Source organism: Dactylosporangium siamense (assembly GCF_016862795.1).
Classification (GTDB): Bacteria; Actinomycetota; Actinomycetes; order Mycobacteriales; family Micromonosporaceae; genus Dactylosporangium; species Dactylosporangium siamense.
This window is the reverse complement of the sequence record NZ_BONQ01000055.1, coordinates 57,611-74,551: the sequence shown is the minus strand read 5'-3', so window position 1 is coordinate 74,551 and position 16,941 is coordinate 57,611. Positions and strand designations below refer to the sequence as shown.

At 74.4% G+C, this 16,941-nt stretch carries 11 protein-coding genes; 6 read left to right on the top strand and 5 right to left on the bottom strand.

The window, feature by feature from the left end; all coding sequences use genetic code 11:
• Positions 1 to 34 precede the first annotated feature (34 nt).
• Together Dsi01nite_RS18855 and Dsi01nite_RS18850 are read right to left on the bottom strand one after the other, a co-directional pair.
• A complete protein-coding gene (locus Dsi01nite_RS18855) occupies positions 35 to 2,335 on the bottom strand; it encodes an FHA domain-containing protein (protein ID WP_203847496.1) in 2,301 nt (766 codons plus the stop codon).
• Positions 2,332 to 4,188, bottom strand: a complete 1,857-nt coding sequence (locus tag Dsi01nite_RS18850; RefSeq protein ID WP_203847495.1) for a serine/threonine-protein kinase — start codon at positions 4,186 to 4,188, stop codon at positions 2,332 to 2,334. Before Dsi01nite_RS18850 ends, Dsi01nite_RS18855 begins: the two co-directional genes overlap by 4 nt.
• Before the next feature lie 108 nt (positions 4,189 to 4,296).
• Between Dsi01nite_RS18850 and Dsi01nite_RS18845 the strand changes: the two genes are divergently transcribed.
• Positions 4,297 to 7,296, top strand: a complete 3,000-nt coding sequence (locus Dsi01nite_RS18845) for an AfsR/SARP family transcriptional regulator (protein WP_203847494.1) — start codon at positions 4,297 to 4,299, stop codon at positions 7,294 to 7,296.
• 48 nt (positions 7,297 to 7,344) lie between these two features.
• Positions 7,345 to 8,655 (top strand): glycosyltransferase, encoded by a 1,311-nt coding sequence (locus Dsi01nite_RS18840; RefSeq protein ID WP_203847493.1) that lies wholly within the window; start codon positions 7,345 to 7,347, stop codon positions 8,653 to 8,655.
• A 70-nt stretch (positions 8,656 to 8,725) separates the two neighbouring features.
• On the opposite strand, the gene Dsi01nite_RS18835 is transcribed toward Dsi01nite_RS18840, so the two are convergent.
• Positions 8,726 to 9,568 carry a LysR family transcriptional regulator gene (locus Dsi01nite_RS18835; RefSeq protein ID WP_203847492.1) on the bottom strand — a complete coding sequence of 281 codons (843 nt, stop codon included), beginning with the start codon at positions 9,566 to 9,568 and terminating at the stop codon, positions 8,726 to 8,728.
• A gap of 72 nt (positions 9,569 to 9,640) precedes the next feature.
• On the opposite strand from Dsi01nite_RS18835, the gene Dsi01nite_RS18830 reads away from it, so the two are divergent.
• From Dsi01nite_RS18830 to Dsi01nite_RS18820, 3 genes are all read left to right on the top strand, one after another.
• Positions 9,641 to 10,840: an MFS transporter gene (locus Dsi01nite_RS18830; protein ID WP_203847491.1), complete on the top strand. Its 1,200-nt coding sequence runs from the start codon at positions 9,641 to 9,643 to the stop codon at positions 10,838 to 10,840.
• Positions 10,841 to 10,922: 82 nt separating this feature from the next.
• A complete protein-coding gene (locus Dsi01nite_RS18825; RefSeq protein WP_239135993.1) occupies positions 10,923 to 11,522 on the top strand; it encodes an RNA polymerase sigma factor in 600 nt (199 codons plus the stop codon).
• The gene (locus tag Dsi01nite_RS18820) at positions 11,515 to 12,447 is read left to right on the top strand and encodes a CU044_5270 family protein (protein WP_203847490.1); all 933 of its coding nucleotides are present in this window, start codon (positions 11,515 to 11,517) and stop codon (positions 12,445 to 12,447) included. The genes Dsi01nite_RS18825 and Dsi01nite_RS18820 overlap by 8 nt, the downstream gene beginning before the upstream one ends.
• Before the next feature lie 15 nt (positions 12,448 to 12,462).
• On the opposite strand, the gene Dsi01nite_RS18815 is transcribed toward Dsi01nite_RS18820, so the two are convergent.
• The gene (locus Dsi01nite_RS18815) at positions 12,463 to 13,677 is read right to left on the bottom strand and encodes an EAL and HDOD domain-containing protein (RefSeq protein ID WP_203847489.1); all 1,215 of its coding nucleotides are present in this window, start codon (positions 13,675 to 13,677) and stop codon (positions 12,463 to 12,465) included.
• A gap of 282 nt (positions 13,678 to 13,959) precedes the next feature.
• On the opposite strand from Dsi01nite_RS18815, the gene Dsi01nite_RS18810 reads away from it, so the two are divergent.
• Positions 13,960 to 16,359, top strand: a complete 2,400-nt coding sequence (locus Dsi01nite_RS18810) for a phosphoketolase family protein (protein WP_203847488.1) — start codon at positions 13,960 to 13,962, stop codon at positions 16,357 to 16,359.
• A 10-nt stretch (positions 16,360 to 16,369) separates the two neighbouring features.
• Here the strand turns inward: Dsi01nite_RS18810 and Dsi01nite_RS18805 are convergent, their stop codons facing one another.
• Positions 16,370 to 16,867, bottom strand: a complete 498-nt coding sequence (locus Dsi01nite_RS18805) for a pyridoxamine 5'-phosphate oxidase family protein (RefSeq protein ID WP_203847487.1) — start codon at positions 16,865 to 16,867, stop codon at positions 16,370 to 16,372.
• Positions 16,868 to 16,941 lie beyond the last annotated feature (74 nt).

Sequence of the window (16,941 nt, the reverse complement as noted above, 5' to 3'; positions counted from 1 at the left end):
GTGCTGCACCAGTGTCTCCAGTCTTCGCCGACGGTCAGCGGCCCGGCTCGTGCCGCCGCAGCGCCCACCTGCCGGCGCCGGTGACCACCGCACCCTGCAGCGCGAGGACGGCCATCGCCCACCACCACGCCGCGGCGGTGTGGTTCCACAGCGCGTCCGCGCTCGGGTTCAGCTCCAGCGCGCGCAGGTCGACGGTGCCCGCCGCGGCGGCGTACCCCCACCGGGCCGGCGCCAGCCATGACAGCTGCTCGACGCCCGTGCGGCCGACCACGGCGAACAGGCCGCCGCAGAGCACCAGCTGCGCCATCACCAACCCCACGAGGATCGGCATCGTCTGCTCACCGGTCGAGACGTACGCGCTGACGAGCAGGCCCGTCACGGTCGAGACCAGCGCCGTCAGCCAGACCACCACGATCAGCTCCAGCAGCGGCCAGCGCAGCACCAACGCCTCCTGCGCCCCGGGCCGCCCGGCGAGGCCCACGACCACGAACAGCACCGCCTGCATCGCGTTCACCGCGGCGAAGACGAGCACCTTCGAGCCGAGGTACGCGCCCGGCGCGAGCCCGACCGCGCGTTCCCGGCGGTAGATCGGGCGCTCCCGGACGAGTTCCCGGACGCCACCGGCGAGCCCGAAGAACACCGCGCCGATGATGAGCACGACGGTCAGCTGCGAGGCCTCGGCGCTGCGCCCGAGCGGGTTGTCCGGCCGGGCGAACCCGTCGTCGCCGGGGATCACGTACAGCAGCGCGGCCAGGCCCAGCGGCAACCCGAGCAGCAGTGCCGCGTACATCCGGTCGGCGAGCGTCACGGCGGTCATCCGGCGGGTCAGCACGGCCAGCTGCCGCCACCAGCTCTGCCGCGGCGGCGGCGCCTCGGCCGGCTGCGGCTGCGGCGCCACCTCGCCGCGGGTCGGGTCGTGGCGCGGCGGCGCGGTGCCGGCGTACCGCGCGGCCCAGCCGTCCGGGTCGTCGTACACCTGCTTGAAGACGTCGGCGTACTCGTCGGCGCCGAAGAACGGCAGGAGGTCGCCGGGCGGCCCGAAGTAGGCGACCTTGCCGCCCCGCCCGAGCACCAGCACCCGGTCGCAGACGTTGAGGTGCAGCGGGCTGTGGGTGACCACGACGACGGTGCGGCCACGGTCGGCGAGATCCCGCAGGCTCACCATCACGTCCCGGTCCAGGGACGGGTCGAGTCCGGAGGTCGGCTCGTCGAGGAACAGCAGCGAGGGCTCGGTGAGCAGCTCCAACGCCACCGAGGTGCGCTTGCGCTGGCCGCCGGAGAGGGTGTCGATGCGCTGCTCCGCCTGGCCGGTCAGGCCGAGCTGGCCGATCACCTCGTCGATGCGCTGCTCCCGCTCGGCGGTCGTGACGTCGGTGCCGAACCGCAGGGCGGCCGCGTACCGCAGGGCCCGGCGCACGGTCAGCGCCGCGTGCAGGATGTCGTCCTGCGGCACCAGGCCGATCCGCTGGCGCAGGTCGTCGTACTCGGCGTACAGGTCGCGGCCCTGGTAGATGACCGCGCCCTCGTTCGCCGGGCGGTACCCGGTCAACGCGCCCAGCAGCGTGGACTTGCCGGCGCCGCTCGGGCCGACGACGGCGAGCAGCTGGCATTCGCCGAGCTCGAACCCGATGTCGCCGAGCAGCCGCTTGCCACCAGCCACCGTGACGCCCAGCCCGTCCACCCGCAGCGAGACCCGGCCGGTGTCGACGTATTCGCGCAGCTCCGTGCCGTCGACGACGAGCTGGTGCCGGCCGAACGAGAGCAGATCACCGGAGCGCAGCTCGGCGTCGTCGACGCGGCGGCCGTTGACGAACGTGCCGTTGCGGGTGCCGAGATCGACGAGCCGCAGCCCGGTGCCGGTGCGCACCAGGTCCGCGTGATACCGCGACACCTGCAGGTCGGCCAGGACGATCTCGTTGTCCGGGGCGCGCCCGATCCGGGTGCGCCGGGCCGCGTGGTACGTCGCGGACGGCACCCGGCCGGCCTCGAACGATCCGGCCGCGCCCGGGCCCGACGCGACCGTCGGCGGCGGGGCCGATTCCGGGCGCAGGGTGAGCGACGGCCCGTCGGGCGCGCCGAGACGGATCTGGCACGGCCGAGCGAGGTCGAGCTCGTCCACCCGCGCGCCCGCGGCGTAGGTGCCGTTGCTGCTGCCGAGGTCGCGCAGCCGCCAGCCACCGGCCTGGAACCGCAGCTCGACGTGCTCGCGGGACACCCGGGGGTCCTCGATCACGATCCGGCACAGCGGGTCCCGGCCGATGCGCAGCGCCTGCTCCTCCGGGCCGATCCGGCGCTCCCCGTCCGGGGTGCCGATCAGCAGAGCCGTTCCGGTCACGGGCCGCCCTTCGGGATCCGCTTCGACATCGCGGTGGCGAGCTGGATCACGTCGGACTGGTAGCTGCCGTGGTTGGTGCCCAGGAAGTGCGCCCCGGTCACCGCCACCTCGATGACCACCTGACCGCTGCGGACGAAGACGATGGCGAGCTTGCTGCTGCCGCCGTCGTCGGTGAAGACGCCGAGGCTCTCCTCGCCGAGGGCCGTGGTCTGCAGCTCCTGCCATCCACAGCGCTGTGCCGTGGTCCGCAGCGCGCTGAAGTAGACCTTCGCCTCGTCGCTGTAGAAGCCCGCCACCGCCGAACTCACGAACGGGTAGCCCTCGGCGCCGTTCGCCTTGAAGGTGTTGGTCTCGGTGCCGGCGACGGCGTCACCGGGCACCGCGCCGCCGGCGCACAGCTCCAATGTGGACAGTCCACCCTGCAGATAGGTGGTGTCGGACCGCGACTCGACGGTGTTGGGCGCGATGCTCATGACCGCGGCGATGTCGCCGACGGAGACCAGCGCCGGGCGCAGCTGCGTCACCGGCGGCGGTGGCCGGCTCTTGTCGAAGGAGCGGGTGGCACCGGGCCGGCCGGTGCCGCCGGGTCCACCGCCGAGGTCGTCGAACGACGAGCCCAGCTTGTTCAGCGCGAAGCAACAACCGCCGACGACCGCCAGCAGGACGCCGGCGATCACGAGCAGGACCTTGCCGGCGCCACCCTTCGGCCGGCCGGCGCCCGGAAGCCCACCGGCGCCCGGCGGGAGCGGCGGCAGCGGATAGGCCACCGGCCGGGGCGACGCCGGCGCACCGGCGAACGAACCGGGCGGCATGGGATACCCGGACGCTCCCGACACCGGACCGGTGCCGGGCGGCCCCGGGAACGCCGGGCCGGTGGGTGGTGGGCCCTGGAACGCCGGGCGGGCGACGGGCGCGCCGGAGGACACCGGGCCGGTGGTCGGCGGCAGCGCCGCCAGGCCCAGGCCGGCGGTGGTCTGCAGCGGCGCCGCCCGCAGCGCGCGGATCCAGCCGGCGGCCGACGCGGGGCGCGCCTCGGGCCGGGCCGCGAGCATCGCGAGGATGCCGCGGACCTCCCGGTCGTTGCCCGGTCCGAGCGCCGCCGTGAGCCGCCCGGCCATGCCCTCCACGTCACCGGTGACCGGCGCCTCGCCGGTCACCGCGTAGTAGACCGTCGCGCCCAGCGTGTAGCGGTCGGTGGCCGGGGTGTACTCGCCGCGGGCGAGGGACTCCGGCGCCATGAACGGCGCGGTGCCGAAGATCCGCGAGGTCCGGTCGGTGCTGCGCAGCCGGACCAGCCCGAAGTCCACCAGGTACACCCGGCCGTCGGCGGCGAGCAGGACGTTCGCGGGCTTGATGTCGCGGTGGATCACCGCCGCACCGTCCGTGTCGTGCCCGCTGTGCAGGTGGTCGACCGCCTCGGCGACCCGCTCCAGCGGCGCGAGCACGTCGAGACCGCCGACGTCGCCCCGCTCGAGGGCCTCCTGGAGATTCCGGCCCTCGATCCACTTCATCACGAAGTAGAGCCGCCGGCCGGCGTCCGCGGGCTCGTCCGCGGTGTGCGGCGGCGGGCCGGTGAACACCTCCTTCACCTTCACCAGCGCCGGATGCTCCACCTGCGTGGCGAGCGCCGCCTGCAGCCGCAGCTCCCCGAGCTGGCGCTCGGCGGCCGAGTCGTCGTCGATCCGGATCATCTTCACCGCGTACTGGAACGACGCGGCGCCGTGATGCTCGCGGGCGAGCCAGACCTCACCCTCGCCGCCGGCGGCACGGCGCTCCACGAGCTCGTAGCGCTGCGGCGCGTCGGCCGGGCCGACGTACCGTGGGCCACCGTCCGTCGACACGAAATCTCTCACCGTTCTCTCCGCCCAGGGGCAACGTCGGGCGAGCGTAACGGAGTTGCGATGCCCCGATCCGGTCGTTGTTAGCGGCTTGTTAGCGCCGCGGTGCGGTATCAATGGCCTGTGGAGTTCGGACTGCTGGGACCGGTCGAGGTGCGCGAACAGGGCCGCGCGCTGCCCAGCGGGAGCGGCCGCGCGCGGTTGGTGCTCGCCGCCCTGCTCATCGACGCCGACCGGTTGAGCCCCGCCGACCTGTTGATCGCCCGGCTGTGGCAGGACCCACCCGCGTCGGCGAAGGCCCAGCTGCACAACCTGGTCAGCGGGCTGCGCCGCCGGTTCCGGGCCGAGGACCCCGCGCTGATCGAGACCCGCTCCACCGGATACACGCTGCGACTCGGGGCGCACCGGCTGGACCTGGCGGAGTTCCGTGGGCTGGCCGGGCAGGGCCGCGCCGCGGCCGGGGCGGGCGACCACACCGCCGCGGCGGCGCTGCTGGACCGCGCGCTGGCGCTGTGGCGCGGGCCGGCCCTCGCGGACCTCGACGGCCCCTCCGTGACGGAGGTCCGTGAGGCGCTGCACCGGGAGCGGCTCGCGGCGGCGGAGTTGAAGCTGGACGCCGCGCTCGCCCTCGGTGACCACGACACGGTCCTGCGCGAGGTCGGGCCGCTGCTGACCGCGCATCCGTACGCGGAGCGGCTGTACCGCCACCAGATGCTGGCGCTGGCCGGGGTGGGCCGCCGGGCCGAGGCGCTCGCCGTGTACCGCCGCGCGTACCGGCGGCTCGTCGACGACATCGGGGTCGAGCCGGGTCCGCTGCTGCGCGGCACGGAGCGGTTCATCCTTCGGGGCCGGCCGGTGGGCCAGGCGACCGCGCCACCCGCCCGGCCGGTGCCGCGGCAGCTCCCGCCGGCGGTCGAGCTGTCGGGGCGCGGCCCGCTGCTCGACGAGGTCGTCGGGCGGCTCGAGGGCACCGGCACCGCCGCGCCGGTGGTGCTGCTGGTGGGCCCGGGCGGGGTCGGCAAGAGCGCGCTGGCGGTGGCCGCGGCGCACCGGTTGGGCCCGGTGTATCCGGACGGGCAGCTGTACGCCGACCTGAGAGGCAGCCACGACACCCCGGCCGACCCGTTGCGGGTGCTGGAACGGTTCCTGCGGGCGCTGGGCGTGCCCGGCTCGGACCTGCCCACGGACCCTGAGGAGCGGATCACGCTGTACCGCAGCCACATCGCCGGCGGGCGGACGCTGGTGGTGCTCGACGACGCCGCCGACGAGGCGCAGGTGCGCCCGCTGCTGCCGGGAGCCGGCGGGGTGGTGGTGACGTCGCGGCGGCACCTGGCGGCGCTGCTGAACGTGGCCCGGTCCGTGGTGCCGGCGCTGCCGCCGGGCGACGCGGTCCGGCTGCTCGCCACCGGTGCCGGTGCGGCCCGCGTCGCCGCCGACCCGGTGGCGGCCCGCGAGATCGTGCGGCTGTGCGGTGGGCTGCCGCTCGCGGTGTGCATCGTGGCGGCCCGGCTCGCCGTGCGCCCCGACGCGACCCTCGACGAGCTGCGCCGGCGCCTGGCCGCGCAGCGGGGGCGCCTGGACGAGCTGGCGGTCGGCGACCTCGACGTGCGGGCCAGCATCGCGCTGAGCTACGACGCGCTGCCCGCCGGCGCGCGGCGGCTGTTGCTGCGGCTGGGTCTGGTCGCCGCCGGCGACTGGCCGGCGTGGGTGGCGCAGGCACTGCTCGACGCGCCGGCGCCGCTGGCCCGGACGCTGCTCGACCGGCTCGCGGAGGTCCACCTGGTGGAGCCGCTGGGCCGGGACACCGTCGGGCAGGACCGGTACCGGCTGCACGAGCTGGTCGCCGAGTTCGCCCGCGAGCGGCATCCCGCCGACGAGGCGCCGGCCGCACGGGACGGGGCGCTGCACCGGCTGCTCGACGGCTGGCTCGCGCTGGCCGGTGCGGCCGACGAACTGCTGGGCGACGCGACGGGCGACCCGGGCGTGAGCGTCGCGCCGGCGCCGCAGGACGGTGTCCGGGCGGTGCGCGCCGGTGCCCTGGACTGGTTCGAGACCGAACGTGCCGGCCTGGTCACGGCGGTCGAGCAGGCCGGCCACGCGGGCCTGCCGGACGTCGCCGGCGCGCTCGCGCTGCGGATGTCGGCCTTCCTGGGCAACCGGTGCTACGCCGACGACTGGGAACACACCTTGCACACGGCGATCTCGGGCGTGCGGTCCACCGGGTCGGACCGGCTGCTGGCCCGGCTGCTCGACGGACTGTTCAAGGCCCACCTGCAACGCGACGAGCACGCCCGGCTGCCGGCCGTCGCCGCCGAGCAGTTGGCCGTCGCGGGCGCGCTCGGCGACGTGCCGCTGCAGGTGCTCGCCCTGCGCAACGCCGGGCTCGCCGCCATGCGCCTCGGCCGGTTCGCCGAGGCCTTCGACCGTCTGGAACGGGCGGTGGCGACGGCCCGCAGCCAGCCGGTGGCGGCCGGGCTGCTCGGGGACAGCCTGGACAGCCTCGGCTTCGCCCGCTGGGACGCCGGGGACGCCGCGACGGCCCTGCCGGTGCTGGAGGAGGCGCTCGCCGCCGACGAGCTGCCGGACCGGTCATTGCGCACCGCGCTGCGCCGCTATCACTACGGGCTGGCGCTCACCAGCCTCGGCAGGTTCGACGACGCCGAGCGCGCACTCACCGCGGCGCTGCGCACCAGCGTCGCGGTCGGCGACGATCTCGGCACGGCGTACGTCCAGCAGGCGCTCACCGACGTGGCCGTCCGGCAGGGCCGGCTGGGTGAGGCGGCGCGGCTGCTGGACCTGGCGCTCGCCGGGCACCAGAAGCTCGACCGCCCGGACGGCCTCGCCGAGACCCTGCGCGCCGCCGGTGACCTGGCCGCCGCCGAGGGCCGCTGGGCGGACGCGGTCACCGCGCTGCGGCACGCCGTGGACATCTGGCAGCGCATCGGCGCGGCGGTGCCGGCCGCCCGCGGACTGGCCCGCCTCGAACGGGTCTCGACCTCGTCCGGTGACGGGGCCGCGGCCGCGGGGTACCGCCGGCAGTGGCGTGCGGTGCTCGCCGAGTTGCAGCTGGACGAAGCCGCGCTGCAGCTGCCCGCCGTCGAGCGCTCGGCCGTGCCCACGTGAGGTGAGGCCGCCGGGTCCGGCACGTGTCTCGATGCCATGCTGTGGGGCATGAGCCGCGTCCTGGTCACGTCCATGCCGTTCGCCGGGCACGTCGGTCCCACCGCGGGACTGGCCGCGGAACTGATCGCCCGCGGGCACGAGGTCGTGGCGTACACGGGCGCGAAGTACGTCCCGCGGTTCGCCGCGCTCGGCGCGCAGGCCCGGCCGTGGGTGCGGGCCCAGGACTTCGACGACGCGGACCTCGCCGCCACCTTCCCGGCGGTCGGCAACGGCAAGGGGCTGCGCAGCGGCCGGGCCAACGTCGAGCTGATCCTGCTCGGCACGGCCGCCGGGCAGGCCGCCGACATCCGCGCCATCGTCGAGGAGAGCGGCGCGGCGGGCCGGCCGATCGAGCTCATCGCCGCCGACCAGCTCGCGCTCGGCTCGGCCTTCGCCGCCGAGGCGCTCGGACTGCCCTGGGCGACGGTGGTGGTCACCGCCCTGACCCTCGCCAGCCGGCACCTGCCCCCGGCCGGGACGCGGCTGCTGCCGGCCACCGGACCGGTCGGGCGGCTCCGTGACGCGGCGCTGCGGTCCCTCGTCGCCGGAGTGTCCCGCCGGATGCTCGCCCCACAGGTCAACCGGGTCCGGGCCGACGCCGGCCTGCCGCAGCGGGTGAACGGCAGCCTCGACGACGCGTACTCCCCGCACCTGGTGCTGGCGCAGGGCGTGCCGGGCCTCGACTATCCCCGCCCGGACCTGCCCGCGCACGTGCGGTACGTGGGCCGGCTCGCCCCCGCCCCGCAGCCCGGCGCTTCGTTGCCCGCGTGGTGGGCCGAGCTGGCCGCCGCCCGCGCGCAGGGCCGGCCGGTCGTCCACATCACCCAGGGCACCCTCGACGTCGACCCGGACGACCTGCTGCGCCCGACGATCGCGGCCCTCGCCGGCGGGGAGGCGCTGGTGGTCGCGACCACCGGTGGCGCCGCCGAATCGGTGCTGGCGCCGGTCCCGGACAACGTGCGGGTGGCCAGGTTCCTCCCGCACGACCAGCTGCTGCCGCTGGTGGACGCGGTGGTCTCCAACGGCGGCTGGGGCGGCACGCTCGCCGCGGTGCAGGCCGGGGTGCCGCTCGTGGTCGCCGGCGCGACCCTGGACAAGCCCGAGACCGGCCGCCGGGTCGCCTGGTCCGGCGTGGGCCTGGACCTGCGCACCGGCAGCCCGTCCGCGGGCCGGATCGGCCGCGCCGTCGCCCGGGTGCTCGCGGAACCCGGCTTCCGGCAGCGGGCGGGCGAGCTGGGCGCGGCGCTGACGGCCGCGGGCGGCGTCCGCGCCGCGGCGGACCACGTCGAGCGGTTGATCGTCGCGCGGAATCCGAGTTGACCTTGGAGACTTTGTCTGCCCCTGACCAGACAAAGTCTCCAAGGTCAAACCTCGGTGTGTTGACGGGGGCTCAGATCGTGCGGCGGAGTGCGGTCTCGACGGCGTCGACCAGCGGGTCGCCGTCGGAGCGCGGGTGCCGGGCCAGGCCGAGCTCGACGTCCGGCAGGGCGGGCAGCACGTCCGTGCCGTGGCTTGCCATCGCCGGCTCCAGGTTCGACGGCATGAGCGCCGCGACACCGAGCCCGGCCCGCAGCGCGGCGAGCACGCCGACCAGGCTGTTGCTCTCGAACGCCACCCGCCAGGGCCGCTCGGCGCGTTCGAGGGTCTCCAGCACCGCGGTGCGCCAGGCGCAGGTGTTGGAGAACAGCACCACCGGCAGCGGATCGGCGGTCACGTCCACACCCTGGCCGACCGCCCAGACCAGCGGCCGGCGCACCGTCCAGCGCGGCGGACCGGGAAGGTGCGCCACCTCGTCGAGCACGAGATGGACGCGGCCGGCGTCGTACGCCTCCCGCATCGCGACGGTGGGGACGCTGAGGACCTCCAGGGTCGCGCCGGGGTGCAGCCGGGCAAGGTCGGCGAGGGCCTGCGGGAGCTGGGACGCGGCGAGGTCCTCGAGCAAGCCGGCGCCGCAGTGGCCGGTGAGCGCGCGCCCGGTCTCGGTGAGCGCCTGCGCCGACAGCGAGAGGATGCGCTCGGCATAGGGCACGAGCTCCCCGCCGGCCCGGGTCGGCGACACGCCGGACGGCGACCGGAACAGCAGCGGCCGGCCGACCACGCTCTCGAGCTTGCGCAGCTGCTGGCTGAGCGCCGGCTGGGTGTATCCGAGCTCGCTCGCCGCGCGGCTGATGCTGCCCGCCCGCACGGCGGCGACGAACGACCGGAGCAGCCCGATCTCCAGATCCTTGGCCATAAGTAGCCATTATGGCAGCCCCAGCGAATATCAGCGTTCCTATGATGCGGCGGATGCCCTAGCGTCAGTGGCGTGACCGGATACCGGCAGGTGCTCGCCGTGCCAGGGATGCCGTCGCTGCTGGCCGTCTCGCTGCTCGCCCGCACCGCGATCACCGCCGACGTGATGGCGCTGACGCTCTACGTCGTGCTGGGCCTGGACCTGAGCTACGCGGCGGCGGGCGGGGTCGTGGCGTCGCTGACGGCCGGCGTGGCGCTCGGCGGACCGCTGCTCGGCCGCGCGATCGACCGGCGCGGCGTGCGTCCCGTGCTGCTGGCAACCGCCGCCGTGCAGGTCGTGTTCTGGCTCAGCGTGCCGGCCCTGCCGTACGGGATTCTGCTCGGCACCTCCTTCGCCGCGGGCCTGCTGATGGTGCCGGCCCAGTCGGTGACCCGGCAGGCGATCGCCGCGACCACGACCGCCGGCCAGCGCCGGGCCGCGTTCGCGCTGGAGTCGGTGCAGGGCGAGCTGTCCTACATCGTCGGACCGGCGGTGGTGATCCTGGGCGCGGCGACGGTGTCGCCCGAGGCGATGGCGCGGGCGGCCGGCGCCACGATCGCGGCCGGCGGCGCCGGGATCGCCTGGCTCAACCCGCCCGTGCGCACCGACGAGGAGACCGGTGCCGGCCCGGCCGCACGCCCCCCGCGCCGGCAATGGCTGAACGCCCGAATGATCGCCGCCCTGGTGCTGGCGTTCGGCACCACGACCCTGCTCAGCGGCATCGACCTCGCCATCGTCGCCACCCTCGAAGCGGCCCATCAGGTGTCCTGGGCAGCCGTGGTCGTCGTCGTGCTGGGGGTCGCGTCCGTCGCCGGCGGCCTGACCTACGGCGCGCTGTCCCGCCCGCTGCCCACGTGGCTGCTGCTCGCGCTGCTCGGGCTCCTGACGCTCCCGGCCGGCCTCGCCCACGACTGGCGCTGGCTGTGCGTGGCCGTCGTCGGTGCCGGCCTGCTCACCGCGCCGACCCTGGCCACGGTCGCCGACGCGGTGAGCCGGCTGGCCCCGGCCGGCGTGCGTGGCGAGGCGGCCGGGCTGCATTCCTCGGCGCTGAGCGCGGGCTTCGCGATCGGCTCCCCGCTGGTCGGTGTGGCGATCGACCTCACCACCCCGGCGGGCGGCTTCGCCGCGGCAGGCGTGGCCGGCCTCACCGCCGCACTGACCGGATACCTGCTCTCCCGCCGCCCGGCCCGCCTTCCCGCGGCCCCGGACCGCGCGCCGCATCGAGTCGCGTAGACGGATTTCGAACCCGTCGCGACCCTGCGGGCAATGACAGACGACATGCTGTTTGTGCGTCTTCATGAGGGGGTGAGCGCCCGTGGCGGTACCGATAGCGCTCGAACGAGCATCAGGCCCGCGACCGGCCGACAACGAGCTGATCCGGCACTCACTGGACGACCCGGACGCGTTCGGTGGCATCTTCGACCGTCACGCGCCCGCCATCCACGGCTACCTCGCCCGCCGCGTCGGGCACTCGGTCGCCGACGACCTCAACGCCGAGACGTTCCTGGTGGCGTTTCGCCGGCGGGCGCGATATGACCTCGCCCAGCCCGACGCGCGGCCCTGGCTGTTCGGCATCGCGACCAACCTCGTGCACCGCCAGCGCCGCACGGAGCTCCGCCACTACCGCGCGCTCGCCCGCGTCGGGGTGGACCCGATCGACGACCAGGACGAGCGCGTCGTCGCCCGGGCCGCCGCGACCGCGGCCCACCGCCGGATCGCGGCCGTGCTGGCCCGGCTGTCGACCGGGGAACGCGACGTGCTGCTCCTGCTGGCCTGGCAGGACCTGGGATACGCGGACATCGCCGCCGCCCTCGACATCCCGATCGGCACGGTCCGGTCCCGGCTCAACAGCGCCCGCAAGCGCCTCCGCCACGCGCTCATCGACCTCTCCGAGAACGGATCCTTCCATGAATGAGCTCGACGAACTGCGCTCCTTCCGGGCCGGCCAGACCCCCGCCGATCCGATCGCCATGGCCCGCGCCCGGGCCGCGCTCGCCGCCCCGCCCCGCCGGCACCGCCGCGGGTGGCTGCTCGCGCCGGTGGCCGCCGCCGCGGCGCTCGCCCTCGCGGTCGGGCTGATGCCCGGCCGTCCGGACCACCCCACCGCCGTGCCGCCCACCGCTGCGCCGGACCCGTCGGCGTCGCCGGTCACCCGGTCGGAGCTCGTGCTGCGCAACGCGGCGGCCTACGTCGGCGGTACCCCGGCGCTCAGCGTCCGACCGGACCAGTTCGTCTTCGTCGAGTCCATCCACGTCAACTCCGAGGGCCCGGCGGATGACGGCGGGCCGCTGGTGACGTTCCTGCGCCGGAGCTGGCTGTCCGCCGACGGGACCCGCGACGGCCTCGTCACGGACCGGCGGAAGTCCGGCGGTCCGGAGGAACGGGTCGTCATCACCTGCCCGCCGGGGCACCCGTGCCAGCCCGTGTACCGCGCCGACCTGCCGACCGACACCGACGGGATGCTGCGCTGGTTCAAGGACCTCATCACGCAGCGCTACGGGTCCGACCGGTCGACCAAGTCCACGCCGGACTCCTACGCCTGGTCGATCGCCGGTGACCTGCTGCGGGAGGGCTACCTGCCGCCCGCGTCGGCCGCGGCGGTGTTCACCGCCCTGGCCCGCGTCAACGGCCTGACCGTCGTCGAGTCCGTCACCGACGCAGCGGGGCGGACGGGCGTCTCCGTCGGCATCGACGGCAAAGGCACCCGCAGCGAAATCATCTTCGACCGGGCAACATATGCCTACCTCGGCGAACGGGTGAGCGGTCCGGGCGGCCGGATCATCAGTGACACCGCCCAGCTGCGACTGGCGATCGTGGACCGCCCCGGCCAGCCCGGCTGACCGCACGCCTGGCGGTCAGTTGGAGCGGATGGCCTGGACGGTCCGGGTGGCCCAGGCCAGGGCGGCCAGCTGCTGGAAGAGGACGTCGTCGTTGGTGACGTCGGCGGCGGTGCCGTGCTCGTGGGCGTTGACGGCGGCGAGGACGTCGCCGAGCGGGCCGGTGCCGTGCAGCAGCGCGTCGCGGACCATCGCGGCGAGGGGGAGCTTGGCGGCGAGGGTGTCGACGGGCAGTCCGAGCAGCCCGGCGACGGCGTCGAGCAGGCCGGCGGTGAACGCCTCGTCGCCGGACAGGCCACCGCTCTCGGCGATCAGCCGGCACAGCTGCGCGTGGACGAGGATGTCGGCCGTCTGCTCCTCGCCGGCCTCGGTGAGGTCGCCGATCAGCATGAGCGTGACCCAGTCGCGGATCTGCGCGGTGCCGAGCATGACGACCGCCTCGTGGACCGACGACACGCGGTGCGCGGTGCCCGTCGCGGCCGTGTTGACCGCCTGCAGCATGCGGTAGCTCAGCGCCGGGTCGCTCGACACGATCGACACGACCCGATCCAGGCCGACGTCGGGCGCCATGAGCAGCCCCAGCAGGTGCACGCAGCGCAGCCGCGACGCGCTCAGGGTGCGGGCCGTGACGACCGCGGGACGGCTGAGGGCGTAGCCCTGGAAGAGGTCGTAGCCGCGCTCGTGCGCCTCGGTGACGTCGGCCGGGGTCTCGAGCCGTTCGGCCACGAACCGCAGGTGCGGGTGGGCCTTGCGGACGTCGAGGATCGCCTGCCGTTGCGCGGCGGTGGTGCCCAGGAAGTCGACCTTCACGTAGCTGGCCAGCTCGAACAGCCGCTCGTGCCCGGAGCCGGACACGAAGTCGTCGAGCGCGATGACGTAGCCGCGCTCGACCAGGGCGGCGACGCCCGCGACGAGACGGTCGTCGACGTCGACCGTCTCCAGCACCTCCAGCACGGCGTGTTCGGGGGCGAACGGCACGGGGAGCTCGCCGAGCAGGAAGTCCGCGGTCAGGTTGATGAAGCAGCGCCGCCCGCCGGCGAGGTCGTCCAGGCCGACGGTGGTGAACGCGGCGACCATCACCTGGCTGGTCGCCAGCACCCCGCCGTTCGTCGCGGACCGGGCACCGGGCGCGTTGCGGAACAACAGCTCGTAGGCGGCGACATCACCCTGCCGGTCGTAGATCGCCTGGCGCCCGACGTGGACATCGGTGACCTCAGGGATGACATGCGACATGGACTTCCCGATCCGTGTGTGACCGAACACCTTGTGTAGCCAATGGTGACCGGCGCGGGTACGCGGTGGCGACGGCCGAATGTGCGTGAACCGCGCCGATCGCCTGACAGCCGGTCGCCGCCGGGCCCGTGGGCCCGGGGGCGGGGGACTTCCGGCCCTGCCGCCGGAACCGTGTCCGGGCGATTGTCGAGGTGGCCGCCGCAGACCGGCGGCGGGCCCCCGCCGTGCCGCGTAACCTCGGGCCCGGGACGGACTGCACGCACATCGACGAAGGGACGTCCGGTGACCAGTGTCGCGGACCGCACCACCGACGAGCAGCTGACCGAAGCGCTCGCCCGGCCCAGTGACGACGAGATCGCCCAGCTGGACGCGTGGTGGCGAGCGAACAATTACCTGACCATCGGCCAGATCTACCTCAAGGCCAACCCGCTGCTGCGCCGGGCTCTCGAGCCGGACGACATCAAGCCGCGGCTGCTCGGCCACTGGGGCACCAGCCCCGGCCTGTCGCTGATCTACGCGCACGTGTCCCGGTTGATCCGGCGGACCGGCCAGGAGGCGATCTACCTGGCCGGGCCCGGTCACGGTGGTCCGGCTCTGGTCGCGGCCGGCTACCTGGAGGGCACCTACAGCGACATCTACCCGGCGGTGTCCCAGGACACCGACGGGCTGCTGCGGCTGTTCCGGCAGTTCTCCAGCCCCGGTGGCATCCCCAGCCACGTGTCCGTCACGACACCGGGCTCCATCCACGAGGGTGGCGAGCTCGGCTACGTGCTGGTGCACGCGTTCGGCTCCGTGATGGACAACCCGGACCTGCTGACGATCGCGGTCGTCGGCGACGGTGAGGCGGAGACCGGTCCGCTCGAAGGGTCCTGGAAGGGCATCTCCTTCATCAACCCCACCCATGACGGTGCGGTCCTGCCGATCCTGCACCTCAACGACGCGAAGATCGCCGGGCCGACGGTGCTGGGCCGCAAGGACCCGGCCGAGGTCCGGTCGCTGTTCGAGGGCCACGGCTACGAGGTGCTCGAGGTCGGCGGCGACGACCTGCCGGGCATGCACCACCGGTTCGCGGCCACGCTCGCCGAGGCGTGGGGAAAGATCCGCGCGATCCAGCGCTCCGCCCGCGACGGCGGCTGGAACGGCCGGCGGCCGCACTGGCCGCTGATCGTCCTGCGGTCGCCGAAGGGCTGGACCGGACCCGACCAGGTCGACGGCGTCCAGGTCACCGGCACGTGGCGGTCGCACCAGGTGCCGCTGTCCGGGGTGAGGGACAACCCGGAGCACCTGGCGATCCTGGAGCGCTGGATGCGCTCGTACCGGCCGGAGGAGCTCTTCGACGCCGCCGGTGCGCCGGTCGCGCTCGTGCGCGGTCTCGCCCCCGACGGCCACCTGCGGATGAGCGCCAGCCCGCACGCCAACGGCGGCCTGCTCACCCGCGCCCTCGACCTGCCCGACTTCCGCGACTACGCCGTCGAGGTGAAGAAGCCCGGCGGTGCCCACGCGGAGTCCACCCGGCGGCTCGGGGAGCTGCTGCGCGACGTGTACCGCGACAACCCGGACCGGTTCCGGCTGTTCTGCCCGGACGAGACCAACAGCAACCGGCTCGGCGCCGTCTTCGAGGCGTCCGACCGGGCGTTCATGGAGCGGGTCACCGACGCGGACGTCGCGATCGGCCGCGACGGGCGGGTCATGGAGGTGCTGTCCGAGCACAACTGCCACGGCTGGCTGGAGGGTTACAACCTCACCGGCCGGCACGGCATGTTCGCCACCTATGAGGCGTTCGCGATGGTGTCCGCGTCGCAGACGGTCCAGCACGGCAAGTGGCTGCAGGAGGCGAAGCGGCTGCCGTGGCGGGCGAAGGTTCCCAGCCTCAACGTGCTGCTCACCTCCACCGCCTGGCGCAACGACCACAACGGCTTCTCCCACCAGGGTCCCGGCCTCATCCAGGTGGTGCTCACCCAGCGCGGCGACGTGGCCCGGGTGTACCTGCCGCCGGACGCCAACACCCTGCTGTCCGTCGCCGACCACTGCCTGCGGTCGCGGTCGTACATCAACCTCATCGTCATCGACAAGCAGCCGCAGCTGCAGTGGTTGAGCATTGAGGAGGCCGCCGCCCACTGCGCGGAGGGCGCCGGCATCTGGGACTGGGCCGGCACCGACGACGGCGCCACCGACCCGGACATCGTCCTGGCCTGCGCCGGTGACATCGTCACGATGGAGACCGTGGCGGCGGCCCAGATCCTGCGGGAGCGGCTGCCGAAGCTCAAGGTGCGGGTCGTCAACGTCGTGGACCTGATGACGCTGCCCCGGCCGAAGGACCACCCGCACGGGATGAGCCCGACCCGGTTCACGGAGCTGTTCACCGACCGCGTCGACGTCGTGTTCGCCTTCCACGGCTACCCGGGCGCGATCCACCAGCTCGTGCACGGCCGCCCCGACGTGGACCGGTTCCGGGTCCGCGGCTTCATCGAGGAGGGCACCACCACGACCCCGTTCGACATGACGGTCCGCAACCGGGCGTCGCGCTACCACCTCGTCATGGACGCCATCAACAACGCCGCGCGGCTGCCCCGCGGCGCCACCGAGCTCAAGGCGTGGTGCGAGCAGAAGCTCGCCGAGCACGAGACGTATGTGGTGGAGCACCTCGAGGACCTGCCCGAGATCCGGAACTGGACCCTCTGAGCCGCGCCGTTCAGGCGCGCTGCCGCTCCTCCCGGGCGCGGATCAGCTCCTCGACCGCGCTCGGGAGGGTCGTCTCGAAGTCGATCAGTTTCGCCCAGGTCGGGGTCACGACGATGCGGACCATGCCGTCGTACAGGGAGCGGACCTCGGCCTCCCAGTGGACCCGCTGCTCGGCCGTCATCTCGTAGCTGCCGTTGATCTGCAGGTACTCCGCCGGGATGCCGTCGACGACGTCCAGCTCGGCCCGGCCGCGGATGAGCAGGATCTTGGGCGGGTGCACCTCGGTGTCGATGGTCAGGGCGACCATCGGGTTGTGCCGCAGTGACGACAGTTTCGGCGCGTTCGTCGAGGTGCACATGACGATCTGGGTGCCGTTCCAGGTGAACGCGATCGGCACGGTGCGGGGCGTGCCGTCCTTGGCGACGTACGCCAGCCGGGTCACGTCGCGGGCCAGCAGCTCCTGGCTGTACGGCCGGTGCAGCACCTCGGTGATCTCGTCCGGTCCCATGGTTCCTTCAGGTGTGTTCATGCACCTGGGACGGAGCCGGTCCCGCGTTCTCGACAGACCCACGCCAGGCCCCA

Excerpts from the sequence above, each read along its gene's own strand:
- Dsi01nite_RS18840 (WP_203847493.1), top strand. The coding sequence starts at position 7,345 with ATGAGCCGCGTCCTGGTCACGTCCATGCCGTTCGCCGGGCACGTCGGT.
- Dsi01nite_RS18835 (WP_203847492.1), bottom strand. The coding sequence starts at position 9,568 with ATGGCCAAGGATCTGGAGATCGGGCTGCTCCGGTCGTTCGTCGCCGCC.
- Dsi01nite_RS18820 (WP_203847490.1), top strand. The coding sequence starts at position 11,515 with ATGAATGAGCTCGACGAACTGCGCTCCTTCCGGGCCGGCCAGACCCCC.
- Dsi01nite_RS18815 (WP_203847489.1), bottom strand. The coding sequence starts at position 13,677 with ATGTCGCATGTCATCCCTGAGGTCACCGATGTCCACGTCGGGCGCCAG.
- Dsi01nite_RS18805 (WP_203847487.1), bottom strand. The coding sequence starts at position 16,867 with ATGGGACCGGACGAGATCACCGAGGTGCTGCACCGGCCGTACAGCCAG.